Source organism: Paracoccus homiensis, assembly GCF_900111675.1.
GTDB lineage: Bacteria > Pseudomonadota > Alphaproteobacteria > Rhodobacterales > Rhodobacteraceae > Paracoccus > Paracoccus homiensis.
In genome coordinates, this window is the sequence record NZ_FOHO01000020.1 from 37,828 (window position 1) to 52,990 (window position 15,163).

Below are 15,163 nucleotides of genomic sequence, written 5' to 3' on the forward strand. Positions count from 1 at the left end.
CCTTGCTGAAATTGTTGATCTTCGCTGCGGCGTTCGCGCTGGCGGCTGATGCTGCACATGCTGCGCCTGCCGTCGCTGCGGTTGCTTCGTTCCTGACGCCTGTTCTGGGCGCGACCATTGCGGGCTTTGTGGCGAACCTTGTGGTCGGCACGGGCCTGTCGATCCTGAGCGCGGCGCTTGCGCCGAAGCCTGACCGTCCGAAGGTCGAGGCGGAAGTTTCGCTGAAATCCGGCGATGACCTGCCGCTGTCCTTCTGCGTGGGAAGATATGCCACGGGCGGGCAGCGTAAATACGTCAAGTCGTGGGGCAAAAACACGCGGTTCATCACGCAGGTGATCGAGTATTCCAGCTTGCCGCAAGGGCTGGACGGCATGTGGGTCAACGACGAGGCTGCCGATTTCGTCACGGGCCGTCGCGGGACGGTTGCGCCGCTGAACCCGTTCGGCGTCAAGGATATCGTTGAGCATGACGCCAGCAGCATCCCTGCGGGCTATATCGATATCGGCACGCCGCTGAACAACTACCGAGACGATGCCGACACCACAGATCCGCGCATCTGGGTGAAGATCTACAACGGCACGCAGACAAGCGCCGACCCGCTGCTGGTCGAGATTGGCGACGGCGACCCGGATTATCCGTGGGGGGCGGATCACATCGGCACGGGCAAAAGCTATGTCGTCATCACGGTTCAGTATGACAGCGACACGCTGACCAGCTACCCGAATTTCGCGTTCGAGCCGCGCCCCCTGCCGCTTTATGATATCCGCAAGGACAGCACCAACGGCGGCAGCGGTGCCCATCGGTGGAACGACCCCAACACTTGGCAGCCGACCGAGAACCCGGCAGTCATCGCCTATAACATCATTCGCGGCATCTATTACGGCAATGAATGGGTGTTCGGCGGCAAGAACATTTCGGCATGGCGTCTGCCGTCTGCCGAGTGGATCGCAGCTGCAAACGAGTGCGACGACACCGTGAACCTGAACGGCGGCGGGACCGAACCTCGTTACCGCGTCGGCATGGAAGTGCGCTGCGACATGCTGCCGCTTGATGTTCTGGACGAGATCCGGCGCGGGGCGAACATGCGCTTTGCCGAGGTCGGCGGGCGGATCAAGCCTGTCGTCGGCCTGCCCGCAGGCGTGGCGTTGTCGATCACCGATGATGATGTAATCGTCACGGAAGGTCAGTCGTTCCAGCCGTTCTATCCGGTTGCCGAGACGTTCAACGCGATCAGCGCGAACGATCCGGCGCCCGCCGAGAAATGGGCGACCAAGGACGCTCCGCAATACATCGACGCGGAAGCGACTGCCGATGATGGGGGCCGGTATCTGCCCGCTTCGATCAGCTACGCAGCTGTGCCCTATTGGCGTCAGGTCCAGCGCCTGAACCGTGCGCAGATGCGGGACTATCGCCGGATGCGTCGGCACCAGTTCTATCTGCCGCCCGAGGCCTATGGGCTAGAGCCTGGCGTTGACGTGATCGCATGGTCGAGCACGCGCAACGGCTACGAGAACAAGAAATTCCTGGTCGAGAGCGTGGCGAAAACCCCCGGCATGAACATGCTGGTGACGCTGCGCGAGGTGAACCCGGCGGACTATGACTGGTCGTCGTCGTTTGAATCCAGCGTGACCATCACCGTCCCGAAGAACGTCCTGCCCCCCGCGCAGGATATCGACGGCTTCACGGCGATCCCGGTCATCATCGAGGATGAAGCGAATTACAGCCGCCGCGCCGCTATCCGTGTATCCTGCGACGGCGACGAAGCCGGCGTCACGAATATCCAGATCCAAGCCCGCGTGGTCGGCAAGGATATCACCATCGACGTGCCGCGCAATTATTCACCACCATATCGGTGGCATTTGCAGAACGTCCTGCCCGACACGGCTTATCAGGTCCGCGCCCGTCTGATCTCCGGCATCCTGCCCAAGTCGCTGTGGTCGGCATGGCTGGACGTGACCACCTTCGACGTCAAGTTTAGCTGGGACGATTTCGAGAACGGCCTCCGCGAAGATATCGAGGATGCGATGGCTGACGCCGCGCAGGCCCGTCAGGATCTGATCGCGGTCGATGCGAAGGCGCAGGCGGTCCGTGATGACCACGATGCGCTTGTGTCGGGCTTTGTCGGGTCACTGATGGATCTGGACGCTGCCGATCAGGGCATTCAGCAGCGCATGGACCTGCTGGAACTGTCGGTGAGTAATACCAGCTACATCCGCACGACGGACGGCGATAGCGGCATCGGGCAATGGGCTGGCATGACGGGCGCGACCGCCCCGGCAACGTCTGCATCGGTTCCGCCCGGCCAGACCGGGACCAGCATCCAGATTGCCGCACCGGGCGCGTATGAACCGCCATATTACAGCGGGGCCAGCATCAACGGGACCGTGTTCCGGTTGCGCGGCTGGATCAGCGTTGACGCGGGCGAGACGGCGCGGGTCGCGGTGATCGGATCGACGCAGGGCAATGGCCCCGGCGGGCAAACCGTTCTGGCGCAGTCTGACCCGATCACAGGCGGATGGCAGCAGGTCGATCTGCAATTCACGGTCGGCGTTGATACGGACGAATGGGCACCGGCTGTCCTGCTGACTGGCGGCACGGCCCGTTTCTGGCGCGTGCGGCTTGAGGATTACTCGGCTGCGGCAAGTCTGGAAGCCAGCATCGCGGCCAATGCGCAGGCCATCGTTGACGAGGAAAGCGCCCGTGTGGCGGCGATCAATACGCTGGCGGCATCGTCGGCGGCGGCTGATGCGACCCTGACCACGGGCATCACCGATATCAAAGGGCTTAAGGTCAACAACCTGTCGGGCACCGCGCTTGGCACGCTGCTGACGCAGTTGAACGTAAACGCAGGCGGGACTAGCGCCACGATCACCAGCCAAGGAAGCGCGATTGCCGATCTGGAAGGAAACGCCAGCGCGGGCTACCTGATCAAGGCGCAGGCGGGGGGATCGGTGTCTCTGCTGGACCTGATCGCGGCTGATGGATCGGCGGGGTCCGTTTCCGTTGCCAAGATTGACGCAGATGAAATCCTTCTGAGCGGCACGGTCGGCGCTGATAAGCTGGTCATCTATGACCCCGACAACCTTGTGCCTGACAACCAATTCCAGAGCGAGGAAGCTTGGGGCCTGCCGTTTGGTCCTTACCTACGCGCCAACTCTGGCCCCAGCCTCAACAGCATCGGGTCCATCTTTTACGACCACAGCAAGGCAACCGGATCTGGCTGGCAAGGCTGGGTCACTTCGCGCCGCTTCTCAACAGAAGGGAATACGGAATACCACGTTGAGTTTCGTGTCGTTACAGGCAGCGCGAACTGCAATTTCTGGTATCGCTTTGTTTTCATCGACGAGAACGGCGACCGCATAACGACAACCCCGATTCATGCAGCCGCCATTATCACCGGCAACAAGAAGTTTACGACGGTTATTACGACGCCCAGCAACTGCCAAATGGGGCAGGTAGAGCTAAACATCGACAGGGACGCATCTACCGGAAACGCGAGGTTTGGCGATAGCGTGGTCCGCGCCAAGCGTGAAGGGTCCGTTCTGATAACGCCGGGAGGGATAACTGCGCCGCTGATTACCGCTGAGACGATGAGGGCGCTTAACGGCCAATTCGTCACTCTAGATTCTGCGAATATCAGCGTGGGCAACGGTGAAATCGTCACGGCCCATATCAAGAACCTTGCCGTGGATAGGCTGAAACTTGCGGACGGGGCCGTCACGACAGAGGAATACTCTTATTCCTCAGGGGGCATCCGGGTTGCCCACGGCACCAATTGGGAAACGATCCAGACGCTGAGTTACACACCGGGAAGGACCGGGCCGCAGAGCATAGAGGTGGATCTTGATTGGGATGATGGCGGCGACTTCGATCTGTCGATTTACCGAGTTCAAAGCGGCGTTTGGACTGAAATTTATTTCCGCGCAATCCCCGGTCCAAAGCTCATCATCATCAACCCCGGCCTTGTGATCGACAAGGCGAACATCACCGGTGCGGTGACATATCACCTTCGGGCGCGGACCTATAACCAGGATCGCGTTTTCCGGCGCAGATTTATGAGGGTTCTGAATGCCCACAAATAACCCGACAAAATATGCGGTTGTCGATGCAAACGGCGTGGTCCGTCGTATCGGGCAATGCGACCCTGCTGCCTTGGGTGCGCAGGCCGCACCGGGGGAATTCCTGGTGCTGGAACCGGGGCAGATATCCGACGACACCCATTATTGGAGCGGCACGGAATTTGTGGATTATCCCCCGCGCCCCGGTGAATGGGCGGTATGGGACGGAAGCCAGTGGGTCGATCCGCGCACGCAGGCCGATCTGGATGCTGAACTTGCGTCTGCGAAAGCCGCAGCCATCGCCAAGATCACCCGAATGAGGGGGCAGGCACGGCTGGCCTACATCACCGACCTGCCGGGTCAGGACATGCTGTACACGGCGAAATACGAGGAAGCCGGGGTCTATCTGACGGACCCGTCACCGGACCCTGCGGAATACCCGCTGATCATGTCGGAGGTCGGCGTGACGGCCACGACCGCCGAGGAGGTCGCGCAGGTGTTTCTGAACTTGAATGCTCTGTGGCGTCAGGCCGCTGGTGCCATTGATGCAGCGTGCTTTGGTGCCGAGGCGGTTGTTCACGCTGCGACGACCCCGACCGAGATTGACGCCGCCCTGATCGCCTTGGCGGCGCAACTAGCCCCCTAACCACACCCCAAATTCACCCGACCCCCGCCAGCGGGGCTTTTTCGCATGGAGAACCCTATGCCCATTTCGCAAACCACCATCACGGGGTCGGTGAAAACCCCCGGCAACCTTGATGCGGCCATCACCGGCATCACATTTACGCTGACCAAATCGGACTACGAGGCCGGTGAGATCATCGCCAAAAACACCGTCAATGGTGCGGTCATCGAGGCCGACGGGGATTTCAGCGTCACGCTGTGGCCGAACGACAAGGGCATGAACGGCGACAGCAAATACAAGATGAAGTTCACCTTTGGCGATGGGTCAACGGTCGATCTAGCGGAAATCTACGTCAAGCACAGCGACACCCCGAAAACCATTGAGGACGTGGCGCTCGAAACCAAGCTGGCAGGTGCGCTGAAAGGCTACACCGCCGTCGTGCTGACGCAGGCCGAATATGACGCGCTGGCGACCAAATCCCCGACGACGGCCTACATCTTGAAAGGGGTGTAAGATGAGGGAATACTTCAAAGCCAACGTCGTCGCGGTCTACATCACCGACGCGAACGGCATCCCTACTGCCTGCGACGTTGTGAATGATCTAGGCGTGTCCCTGCTGACCGGGCAGGCCGTCGAAGCCCCGCAGGTGATCGGCACCATCGCGGATCGCGTCTACACGCAGGGCGCTGCGGCTGTGACCATCGACCTGACGACCAAGTTCAGCGGCGGCATGTCGTATGATATCACGCCGAAGCCCACGGGCATCAGCATCAGCGGCGCGACGGTCACGATCAACCCCACGGCGACGATGGCACAGACCACGCTGACGGCCAGCGCGACCAACGCGGGCGGCACGGCGACTGTGACGTTCGACCTTACCGTGAACGCGGTTGCGCCGACGCTGACGGCCCCGCTGTCGGACGTGTCGCTGACGGTTGGCGATCCGAATGCGGTTATCGACCTGACCGCGCATTTCGCTAACGCAGCGACGTATCAGCTTGCCCCGACGGGGCAGGGCGTCAGCATCAGCGGCACGAACATGACCGTGAGCGGGGCAGCAGAACGGACTGGAACTTACACCGTGACGGCCCGCAACAGCACCGGCCAGGAAGTCGCAGACACGTTCGACGTGACCGTTGCAGCCGCGCAAGTCGCCCCCACGCTGTCCGGCGGTTCGCTGACCTTCGTTGACGGCGATCTGATCCTGACCCCGCCGACGGCATCCGGCAACCCCGCGCCAACCGTGACGCTGACCAGCCTGACGCGCGGCGGCAGCGACGTGACGGGCGAACTGACGGCGAACACCATCGAGGGCGCAGCGGCGGGCAATTACGAAGCCGTCTGGACCGCATCGAACGGCGTGAACCCGGACGCGACTGCCACCTTCACGCTGACGGTCGGCACCGCCCCGGCGATCACGCAGCAGCCCAGCATCACGGCTGACGGGTCCGACGCGGGCGCTATCGTTACGCTGGACGTTGGTGCGGCCACGGGTGATCCCGAGCCGTCCTATGATGTGGCGTGGTATATCGATGCCGTTCTGCAAGGCGACACGGGCCTGACGTTCGACACCACGGGCCGACCGGGCGATATCTCGGCGCAGGTGACGTGGGACAACGCTGTCGGCAGCGCGGTCGGCACGTCCAACACCATCACCATCGCCGCTGTTGCCAACCGCGCACCCGTTGCGCCGACCGTCGGTGCGCAGTCGCTGATCGTGGGAGAGGCGTATAACCTGAATGCCGCCTTCACCGATCCCGATGGCGACAACTTGACCTATACCTTCGTCGGCACGCTGCCGCAGGGCGTCACCCGCACGGGCGCTGTGTTCAGCGGCACCCCGACAACTGCGGAAAGCGTGAGCGGAACCCTGACGGCGGATGACGGCGAACTGACGGCGGATCTGGTCATCAACTGGACGGTCACGGCGGACGCGGGAACGGAACTGGAATATGATCCTGACGCGACCGTGGTTATCAATAGCGACGACGGGACGGAAACGAACTTCACCGTCACCGATCCGGCTGAATACGCTGGCACCTACACCGTGACCAATGCCGATTTCGCGACGGGCCCGGTCAATGTCGTCGCGCCTGTCGTTTCGGGGAACCCACTTTCCGGCGAGACGCTGACCGTCGATCTGGAAGGGCTGTGGGTCTATGACGCCAACGCCACGCCGATCAATGTTGTCGGCCAGTGGCATCGCGACGGCGCGCCGATCAACGGGGCAACGGGTCTGACCTACACGCTGCAAGCAGCAGATCAGGGAACGGACGTGACTTATCGCGAAACGGCGACGGATGGAAACGGCCCGCGCTTTGAGGATTCCAATGCCATCAGCGTAAGCGTTCCCGGTGCGCTGCGTGACACGTTCACAGCCCCGGATGGAACGACTTTGAGTACCTACACGGGGGAAAGCGGCTTTGACTGGGACCCGCAAGGTCAAAACGTTACGATCACCAACAACATGTTGCGTGCCAATGGCGCTGGCAGCGACAGAATGGCTAAAAGAAACGACCCTATTGGAAACGATTATCGCGTCGTTGCGAGATACAGCCACGACGGGTCAACGGTAGCCGAGGGTATTGGTATCGCTGCGCGTGTCGAGGCCATGCAGTCCGGCGTTTACGCTGTCTATGGTTATGCTTTTGGTTCAAATCGTTGGTCGCTGAAATCGCTTTCATCGGTGGGAGGAATAGCCACCATCGGAACTTACGCCATTGACCTGACCACGCCTCAAGAAATGGAAATTGCCATCGAGGTCGAGGGCAATCAAGCGCGGTTCTATCTCGACGGCGTTCAGCGGATCAGCGGTGAAATCCCGAACAACCTGACGGGCGGGCCGGGGGTATATCAGCGCAATGTCGTTCCCGGTCGCGGGCTTATGGACTTTGGTGTCGAGGAACTATCATGAGAATTAAACCGAACTTCAAAACCGGCACTGATGTAACCATCAGCAAGGGCGGCGAGACTGCCAAGGTCGAACGCTGGGGGGTTGCACACCGCGCCTACCCAGCTATTGGCGGGCGGATTAAGACCCTGTCCGTCGATGTGTCCAACCTCTCGGCTGGCATCAAGCGTCCACGATCTGACGGTAAGACGACGCTGGATCTATCCGCCGAGGAACGTCCCGGAAACCTGACGTTTGACATTCCGGGCGGTCGTGTTGGCGTGGTGGATGTGCGCCCGCAACAGCAGCGCGACGGCTGGGGCAACGGCGATCACTACTGGCTGGAAACCGACGAACAGGGGCGTTTCATCATCGAGCCGGGGCGACGTCACCGCAAGTTTTATGTGTCCGAGTCATCCGCCGCGATGACCAAGGCTCAAGTTGCGGCTGATGCAGGCGTGTCGGAGTCGACCGTCACCGAAGAATGGATGCTGACCCATCTGGAATACGCATCCGAGGCAAAGCCGATCCGCTTGTCGTTTGCGACTGAACTTGCCTACAAGCTTTATTGGGTTCTGCAACCGCACTTTATCGCAACCCCGCTTGGCCGGTCGGATTGGTGGCTTTATGAACGCGGGTATGAATACGAAGGCATCGCGGGGCAGGACGGAACATCGCTCGCGCAAAGCTTGAATATTCTTGGTGAAAGTTCGATCCATCCTATTCTCCACGGCGCATGGGGCACGGGTCCAAAGCCGCATTTCCGTCGGGCAATCGCGTTCAGATCGCGGGGGCCGCAATACCTGATCGCTCGTGACCTGCACAGCCACGGGTCAATCATGCGCGACGGCCGAATGGTTGCTGTGGAAAACTGTGAATGGCACGGTCCCGACGGCGGCGATCAGGAAATGACACGCAATTACCTTTGCACGCTCAAGGACACTGATCTAGCTTTCCCGTGGCGGACGGCGCATGTCAATCAGGACCCGAACAACACGACAACGTGGGACGCCTCCAACAACCGTGGCGGCGGCGTTTATTCTGCCGAAGCAATGGGGCTGTTGCTTCACGGAAACACGGTTTACCATAGCGGATGGGCTGACGGATACCGCTATGACATGAGCCTCGAAGGACCGCAGCCGCCTTCTCAGTATAGCCACGGCTTTTATATTGCGGACAACGACCGCCACCTGACCGCGCGATATAATATTCTGACCGAAAATTCGTCCTTCGGCGGGATGTATCGCTGCGGCGGTTTCGTGCATGACAATCTATACATAGATAACAACATCCCGTGCACAGATCTTGGCAGCGACTACAAGGGGCGGGGGTTCATCGGGCAATACAGCCTGCACCTTGATAACCTCGCGACTTCATCGGCCTATAAGAGAGTTGCGGCAAAAATTGGCGCGTACAATTGGGGCTTTCGATTTGAGGGGAAGCAAATATCGCGCGTCGGCAACATCATTTGCCACCTGTCGGACCCGAACGACCCGGCTGATATCGCGGCAAAGCCTGAAAAGAACTACGGGGTTCTTTATCCCGGAGAACCGGAACACTACTACGACGACACCATCGAATATCGTTGGGGCGTCAATAACCGCAACATCGAAGGCAAAGACACGGCTGTTCTGGATCAGACCACGATCCAGAATTACGCCCGCGACGAGTTGGGCCTGAACCCTCCGACCATCCGCGAGTTTTCACTTTATTGCCTTGGCCGTGACACCCAGGCCATCGCGCAGGACGTGAATCGGTATTTTAAGCAGGGTTTCGGGGTCTATGCAGCGCCTCGCTCGGCATCTGCGTCCGTCACCTTCCGCCCCGATGACCGGGGCGAAGGCTTCCGCTGGGACAACCGCCTGAACTGGACCACGACGGACCTGCCGGGGGTAGAGTATCGCGATAGCGTCGATCTGGATGGGCAATACGTAAAATTCGGCACGATCAAGGCCCATGTTACCAACATCACCGGAATGACTGAGCGTCTGCAAGTCACGAGCGGCCACCTGACCACGGACAACATCAACGGCCCGGTCGAGGTCGCGATCTGCGGTCAGCTTCACGTCGGCGGCGGCAATATCAACGCCCTCGTGCGCGGCGGGCGGCTGGCCTTCACCGGGTCCACGTCTGGCAGCGTCACCGCGTATGGCCTCTGCGAGGTTCTGCTAGGCCCAGATTTCACCGTCACGGATCGCCTTGAGGTTCAGGGCGAAGATTGCTGGTCCGGCTGGGATGGCGCAGGTTCGCCAACGCTGACGGTAAACGGAACTTTGGCATTCCGCCCCGGCCTAAAGGTCGATATCAAGGGCGGCGATGATGAAGATGATCTCTATCGGGGGCACTTCTTCTATGACCAGACAATCGGCACAGGGAGCATCAGCGGCGCGACCTACGAGGCAGGCCAGATGCGCCGAATTGGGCCGACCTATTCGACGCTCTACAATATCACCGGCAACCCCGTCGTAGGGGATAGGTTCATCTACCGCTCCATTGAAAAAGTCAGGGATGGATATGAATACGACCCTGACACCGGAACCGCTGCAAACCCCGGCCTGCGCACGACTGATGACTACTATCTCGAAATCGCGGCAATCAAATCGGCGGCACTTCCCCAGCTTCGCCGGTTCAAGCGCAACGGCGACGATCCAGATCCGACCTGTACGCCGACAGTGACGTTGGCTTCTGGTTCGGTTGTCGAGGTCATGGACACGAGCCGTTGGCCGAGCGGGACGCACTACCTAACCGGAACCGGCATCACCGTCACCGATAACGGCGCAACCTTGCCGTCTGGCGTCTCCGTCACGGGCGGGCGTCTGGCCTACACAAAGGCGTAAGTCTTTCTCACACCATGATTTAGCGGCGATATGGCTGGGGAAATCCCCTTTCCATTCGCCGCTTTTCAACACCTGAACTACGCCGTCGTGTCGGTCGGAGGCGATCTTATATTCGCCGTGCATCAAGCCCCCTTCGCCAAGGTAATCCCATTTAATGTCGGATTGGCGGGGGAAAAGGCGAGAAAACAAACTCAGCAACCGCATCACTACCTCCATATGACTTTACAATATGTGATTCGGATTCTGTAAAAATCAAGGATCATCCATGACGCAAATCATCCGCGACCTGCTGACGCCAGAGGCGCAGCGGGATGCTTACACATGGGCGGCTGTTCTGGTCGCCCATTTCGGCATTGGCGCGTGCCTGCGCATGATCGGCCTGCCGCTTGTGGTCATCGCAATCGGATACGCGGGCTTCGAGACAATGCAGGCGGGCATTAGCGGCGTTTTCCTGCCTTGGGACAGCGTGCTTGACTGGTCGGCTGTCATGCTCGGCGCTGTGGCGAAAGGCCCGCTGGCGGTCGCGGCATTGGCCGTCATCGCCCTTGTTGGCACAGGGAGGCGGCGCTGATGCTGTATACCGACGAAAAGCTGGGCCTGTGGGTGCCAATCGCGCTGCTGCTGTTCGCGGCGGTTAACTTCGCGGTGCCTTCGGGCTTCTGGTTCCGCGTTGACAGGCTTGACGTGCATGACGGCGTATACGGTCAGCCGATCATCGTGGACTATGACCGCGAGATCATCCGGCCTTTCACGGCAGACTGGCGCGTCAAGATCCGCCGCGCGTCTGGCGATGGGCTGGAATGGGTCTGCGCATCGCCGTTGCAGCGCGAGGATTACGACGACCGCAGCCGCAAGCCGCAGCCTGTCACGCTGGAATGGCTGGCATGGACCGATCCCCGATGCTACGAACTGACGCCGGGCGATTACGTCATGACCGTCACATGGGAACTTAACCCGGACGGCCTGCAATCGCTGTTTCTGCGCCGCACCGTCAGCATGACCGACAGTTTCACGATTGAGGCCGCGCTATGATCCCGATGCAGCACCGCCCATTGCAATGGGATTTCGCAATTCGGATCATGGCCGCATCGGCGCTGTTCTGGCTGGGCATGGCGATCACGCCCGACCCGCTGGGGCCGTCAGTCTATGGTCACATGGCGCAGAACGTCGAGGCCGAGGCATGGGCGGCTGGCTTTCTCGGCGCGTCCCTGATGGTGCTGTATGGCTGTCACATCAACGGGCGATGGCGATGGTCGCCAGTCTTGCGGATCGCGGGCTATGTGATCCTGACCGTGCTTTTCCTGCTGCTGACCTATTCGTCATTCTCTGCCCCGTCTGGCGTCGTGATCTGGTCGTGGACGCTGCCATGCTTTGTGTGGCCCTGCGTTCGCTTTCTGCGGCTGAACATCATCGATGCGGGGCGGCGTTGGAGGGGCCGTGATGGGTGCTGAGGAAATCCAAGCCTTCGGGGATTTCGGCCCGGTTTATGGGACGATCCTGATCCTTGCCGTGATCCTGGTGCCCGTGCTGGTGCCGATGCTGAACCGCGAGCGCAAGAAATCGCACGATCCTTTCCCGGAACTGATGGGCCAGATCAACGGAATGCGGGCCAATTCCGAAGCAAAAGCCCGCGAGATTGAGCGGTTGCGTGCGGAGTTTGTCGAATTGCGTCGGGACCATGACAAGCTGGAACACCGCTTTGACCTGTGGTCGATCATGGAGCGCAAGAAATGATCCACTGGCACGCATCCTGCATCCTCGGGCTGTGTGTCACGGGCCGTTATCGACCACTTTGTAGCGTGATCCACTGCGCTCCCGAATGCCGCGCACGGGCCGCGTTTCAGCGTTGGGCGGATCGCTACTTTGACGAGCCGGATCATACGCTGCGGATGCACGCTATCTGGCTGCTGGGGGCGATGCTGCGGAAATGAGAGCGCCGCCGGGAAGCGAGCGGATCCTAAAGCGGCCCGGTGTAATGCGAGCGCTTCTTACGGTGGGAAATGTTCCATATCAAGGATCCGCTTACCCCGTATTCTCTTGCCAGCTCGACCTGTGTTGACCCTTCCGCCAGCCGCCTTCGGATGACATCCACATCCTCATTGCTCAGCTTTGATGACGGGTGCCGCTCACCACGTATATTGATTAGACCCGTCGCCCATTGGTGGGCGGTATTCTCAGCCAGAGTGACCCATTCGAGATTTGACGAATTGTTGTTCATCTTGTCTCCGTCGATGTGGTTCACCGAAGCGCCCTCGAAGCATCCGGGAACGAATGCCTTCGCTACCAGCCTGTGGACAAGAAGCTTCTTTCTGGTCGTCCCGTATTTAGGCGCAACAGTCAGATACCCTGTGGCAGCAACATAAGGTGACAAGACCTTTCCCGCGCGCCGCTGCGGGTTGGGCTTTCCATTCCTCGTCCCTTGGCGGACCGAAGGCAGTGTCCTCACCCTTCCTTCGTTTGAAACCTCTAGCAGATCCTCTCTGCCCTCCACTGGCAGCCAATTTTCCAATTCAACCTCACAATTGCAACCCATACACACTTGTGGAGCAAAAACACATGAGAATCAACGAAAATGGCCTTGCGCTGATCAAGGAGTTTGAGGGTCTTGTGCCCTTTTGGTATCAAGATCCCGTGGGCGTTTGGACGTGCTGTTACGGCCATACTGACGCCGCAGGCGATCCAAAGCACGCCGCCACAAAGAACAAGCGGTTTTCGCAATCTGAAGCCGACGAAATCCTGCGCCGTGATCTGGGCCGATATGAGGCGGACGTGGCCCGACTGGTCAAGGTGCCGCTGAACGAAAACCAGCACGCCGCGCTGGTCAGCTTCACCTACAATCTGGGCGCGGGCAATCTCGGATCGTCCACCCTTCTGCGCAAGCTGAACGCGGGCGATTATGCCGGGGCGGCTGCTGAGTTCCCGCGATGGAACAAGGCGGGCGGCAAGGTGCTGGCGGGGCTGACCCGTCGCCGCAAAGCCGAACAAACGCTGTTCAACAAGCCCGTGTCGCGCACGATCACCGCGCCCGCCACCAATTCGCCCGCCCTTGCCGGGGGCGTTATCGCTGCAATCGTGGCGCTGGTCGCCGCATATCTGGGGCTGAAATGATGAACCCGCTGTATATCTTCAAAACCCTTCGCGACCTGAACGCCCTGATCCAGCAGGCCAACGCGCTTGCAGGGCCGGATAAGCGATGGTCCCTGGCTTTCACCAATCGGTCGTTCGTGCTGGCCGTTGTCGGGTTTCTCGCCACGACCGCGCTGATGATCGGGCTGCCGTTCCCGCTGCCAATCGACGTGACGGCGGAAACGGTCTATGCGATCCTGTCGCTGGGTGCGCTGGCGTGGGCTGGCATCGAGCGGGTCACGGGCAAGACGCGGGCGATCTGGACGCCGAGGCAGGCCAAGGACGCCGTGCAGGAGGCTGACGCGCTGTCCGAGGCTCTGCGCAAGGCGGGGGCGAAGTGAAGGCGCGGCGGGTGTGGCCGTATTGGGCGCGGATCATCAGGCCGAAGTGATGCGTTAACCGCTTGCGCATTTGTTCTGCATTCGTTCTTATCGAGCGATGCGAATCCATAACCCGATATTCCCGCACGATACGGCGCTGTTCATCATCTGGGCGCATCCGCCCAAAGGTGAGCCTTACACCTTGGCTGCGGGCGGCCTGCGTGCGATGAATGCCGCGTGGCCGACCGTCCAGGATGAGGCGCGGGACTGCGAACTGACGCTGCAGCATGGGGCGCGGGTGATCAGGAGCCGGGATCCGATGGGGAGGTGACGCCCCCGCGATAACGGGCGAGGGCGGCGCGGCGCTCACTGTTGAGATGATACTTCATTATCCGGGCGGTTTCGTCGTCCATCTTGAGCCGACTAAGAACAATCTCAAGCGCCCTAACTGTAGTCATCTCGCGCACCTCGGCGTCGGTGGGGCGGGTCATGGGTATACTCCTATGAAGCGAAGGGCAGCCCCGGAAAGCTGACCCAGAACAAACAGCGCGTTTAGCGCGAGAACGGCGAGGCAGATCACAAGAAGCCCCGCGAGAAATCCGGCGAACATTTCTGCGATGGTATTCACGGCGCGGTCAATCATCATCGTCTCCTATCGGCATTGTGGACCACGCGATTTTTGCCGTGGGTCAAAACGCCGAAAAGCTGTTGAAAAACAATGTCGCGGTAGTGCTATGGTAGGCCCGGCAGGACTTCCATCCCTTCAGGCTACTCGGGCAATGGGTCATTCCCTTGAGGAATGTTGGCCCACCATTCGGGCGTCCAATTCAGTTCACGGGTAAACGGTCGGTCGCTCATACCAGTGACCCACACCCCGCCCGTCTTGAGCATAGCAATACCGCCAGAGACGAGCACCGGAACCCCTTTGGGGCATATATCAACGGGCATCTGCCGCAGGGGATAAATTCTATCTTTCATGTCAGCCTCCGGGCTATCTGTTTAGTGTGTTGAACGGAACGGGACGCAGCCCGCGTAAAAGAAGTGCGCTAAGGTTCAAGGGACCTGCACGGACCGAAACCGACTGCGAACATCCGTAAAGGCGCTGCATATTAACCGTGCGTTTGCAGGTATTTGCGCCCTCTGCGTGTCGCGACCTTCGTTTACACCGAAGATGTCGGGGGTTCGAATCCCTCACCGCCCACCAAGTTCATCTCTCCCTCGCTTGCGGCGTCTAGGTCATGTTGACAAAAGGCGCAGCCAGAGGCGGATGGATGTTATGTCCATGAAGCCGAGGAAACTCTCAGCGG

14 protein-coding genes are annotated in these 15,163 nt (G+C 60.2%); 12 read left to right on the forward strand and 2 right to left on the reverse strand.

Going from position 1 to position 15,163, the window contains the following annotated elements:
* Nucleotides 1-2: 2 nt before the first annotated feature.
* The 9 genes from BMX67_RS17550 to BMX67_RS17595 all read left to right on the forward strand — a co-directional run bounded on the left by BMX67_RS17550 (nucleotide 3) and on the right by BMX67_RS17595 (nucleotide 12,144).
* Nucleotides 3-4,082, forward strand: a complete 4,080-nt coding sequence (locus BMX67_RS17550) for a phage tail protein (RefSeq protein WP_090737734.1) — start codon at nucleotides 3-5, stop codon at nucleotides 4,080-4,082.
* Nucleotides 4,069-4,704 carry a hypothetical protein gene (locus BMX67_RS17555; RefSeq protein ID WP_090737736.1) on the forward strand — a complete coding sequence of 212 codons (636 nt, stop codon included), beginning with the start codon at nucleotides 4,069-4,071 and terminating at the stop codon, nucleotides 4,702-4,704. The genes BMX67_RS17550 and BMX67_RS17555 overlap by 14 nt, the downstream gene beginning before the upstream one ends.
* A gap of 57 nt (nucleotides 4,705-4,761) precedes the next feature.
* On the forward strand, nucleotides 4,762-5,196 hold the full coding sequence (locus tag BMX67_RS17560) for a phage upper tail fiber protein (protein ID WP_090737738.1): 435 nt from the start codon (nucleotides 4,762-4,764) through the stop codon (nucleotides 5,194-5,196).
* 1 nt (nucleotide 5,197) lies between these two features.
* Nucleotides 5,198-7,597, forward strand: a complete 2,400-nt coding sequence (locus BMX67_RS17565; RefSeq protein WP_090737740.1) for a hypothetical protein — start codon at nucleotides 5,198-5,200, stop codon at nucleotides 7,595-7,597.
* On the forward strand, nucleotides 7,594-10,410 hold the full coding sequence (locus tag BMX67_RS17570) for a hypothetical protein (protein WP_090737742.1): 2,817 nt from the start codon (nucleotides 7,594-7,596) through the stop codon (nucleotides 10,408-10,410). Before BMX67_RS17565 ends, BMX67_RS17570 begins: the two co-directional genes overlap by 4 nt.
* A 265-nt stretch (nucleotides 10,411-10,675) precedes the next feature.
* Complete coding sequence (locus tag BMX67_RS17580) at nucleotides 10,676-10,981, forward strand: hypothetical protein (protein WP_090737746.1); 306 nt, start codon at nucleotides 10,676-10,678, stop codon at nucleotides 10,979-10,981.
* Nucleotides 10,981-11,442, forward strand: coding sequence for a hypothetical protein (locus BMX67_RS17585; RefSeq protein ID WP_090737748.1), 462 nt, complete (start codon nucleotides 10,981-10,983; stop codon nucleotides 11,440-11,442). Before BMX67_RS17580 ends, BMX67_RS17585 begins: the two co-directional genes overlap by 1 nt.
* A 47-nt stretch (nucleotides 11,443-11,489) precedes the next feature.
* Entirely contained in the window at nucleotides 11,490-11,861 is a 372-nt protein-coding gene (locus BMX67_RS17590; RefSeq protein WP_139206569.1) for a hypothetical protein, read from the forward strand.
* A complete protein-coding gene (locus BMX67_RS17595; protein ID WP_090737752.1) occupies nucleotides 11,851-12,144 on the forward strand; it encodes a hypothetical protein in 294 nt (97 codons plus the stop codon). Before BMX67_RS17590 ends, BMX67_RS17595 begins: the two co-directional genes overlap by 11 nt.
* Nucleotides 12,145-12,367: 223 nt before the next feature.
* On the opposite strand, the gene BMX67_RS20075 is transcribed toward BMX67_RS17595, so the two are convergent.
* Nucleotides 12,368-12,943, reverse strand: coding sequence for an HNH endonuclease (locus tag BMX67_RS20075; RefSeq protein ID WP_090737754.1), 576 nt, complete (start codon nucleotides 12,941-12,943; stop codon nucleotides 12,368-12,370).
* A gap of 23 nt (nucleotides 12,944-12,966) precedes the next feature.
* Here BMX67_RS20075 and BMX67_RS17605 point away from each other — a divergent pair, with 23 nt between their 5' ends.
* The 3 genes from BMX67_RS17605 (at nucleotide 12,967) to BMX67_RS19810 (ending at nucleotide 14,187) form a co-directional block, all read left to right on the forward strand.
* Nucleotides 12,967-13,518 (forward strand): lysozyme, encoded by a 552-nt coding sequence (locus tag BMX67_RS17605; protein ID WP_090737756.1) that lies wholly within the window; start codon nucleotides 12,967-12,969, stop codon nucleotides 13,516-13,518.
* On the forward strand, nucleotides 13,518-13,877 hold the full coding sequence (locus BMX67_RS17610; protein WP_090737759.1) for a hypothetical protein: 360 nt from the start codon (nucleotides 13,518-13,520) through the stop codon (nucleotides 13,875-13,877). The genes BMX67_RS17605 and BMX67_RS17610 overlap by 1 nt, the downstream gene beginning before the upstream one ends.
* Nucleotides 13,878-13,974: 97 nt before the next feature.
* Complete coding sequence (locus BMX67_RS19810) at nucleotides 13,975-14,187, forward strand: hypothetical protein (protein ID WP_139206570.1); 213 nt, start codon at nucleotides 13,975-13,977, stop codon at nucleotides 14,185-14,187.
* Nucleotides 14,188-14,343: 156 nt separating this feature from the next.
* Here the strand turns inward: BMX67_RS19810 and BMX67_RS19690 are convergent, their stop codons facing one another.
* On the reverse strand, nucleotides 14,344-14,499 hold the full coding sequence (locus BMX67_RS19690) for a hypothetical protein (RefSeq protein WP_175479967.1): 156 nt from the start codon (nucleotides 14,497-14,499) through the stop codon (nucleotides 14,344-14,346).
* Nucleotides 14,500-15,163 lie beyond the last annotated feature (664 nt).

Coding starts and splice junctions, on each gene's coding strand:
- BMX67_RS17555 (WP_090737736.1), top strand. CDS start 4,069: ATGCCCACAAATAACCCGACAAAATATGCGGTTGTCGATGCAAACGGC.
- BMX67_RS17560 (WP_090737738.1), top strand. CDS start 4,762: ATGCCCATTTCGCAAACCACCATCACGGGGTCGGTGAAAACCCCCGGC.
- BMX67_RS17565 (WP_090737740.1), top strand. CDS start 5,198: ATGAGGGAATACTTCAAAGCCAACGTCGTCGCGGTCTACATCACCGAC.
- BMX67_RS17570 (WP_090737742.1), top strand. CDS start 7,594: ATGAGAATTAAACCGAACTTCAAAACCGGCACTGATGTAACCATCAGC.
- BMX67_RS17580 (WP_090737746.1), top strand. CDS start 10,676: ATGACGCAAATCATCCGCGACCTGCTGACGCCAGAGGCGCAGCGGGAT.
- BMX67_RS17585 (WP_090737748.1), top strand. CDS start 10,981: ATGCTGTATACCGACGAAAAGCTGGGCCTGTGGGTGCCAATCGCGCTG.
- BMX67_RS17590 (WP_139206569.1), top strand. CDS start 11,490: ATGGCCGCATCGGCGCTGTTCTGGCTGGGCATGGCGATCACGCCCGAC.
- BMX67_RS17595 (WP_090737752.1), top strand. CDS start 11,851: ATGGGTGCTGAGGAAATCCAAGCCTTCGGGGATTTCGGCCCGGTTTAT.
- BMX67_RS20075 (WP_090737754.1), bottom strand. CDS start 12,943: ATGGGTTGCAATTGTGAGGTTGAATTGGAAAATTGGCTGCCAGTGGAG.
- BMX67_RS17605 (WP_090737756.1), top strand. CDS start 12,967: ATGAGAATCAACGAAAATGGCCTTGCGCTGATCAAGGAGTTTGAGGGT.
- BMX67_RS17610 (WP_090737759.1), top strand. CDS start 13,518: ATGAACCCGCTGTATATCTTCAAAACCCTTCGCGACCTGAACGCCCTG.
- BMX67_RS19810 (WP_139206570.1), top strand. CDS start 13,975: ATGCGAATCCATAACCCGATATTCCCGCACGATACGGCGCTGTTCATC.
- BMX67_RS19690 (WP_175479967.1), bottom strand. CDS start 14,499: ATGATTGACCGCGCCGTGAATACCATCGCAGAAATGTTCGCCGGATTT.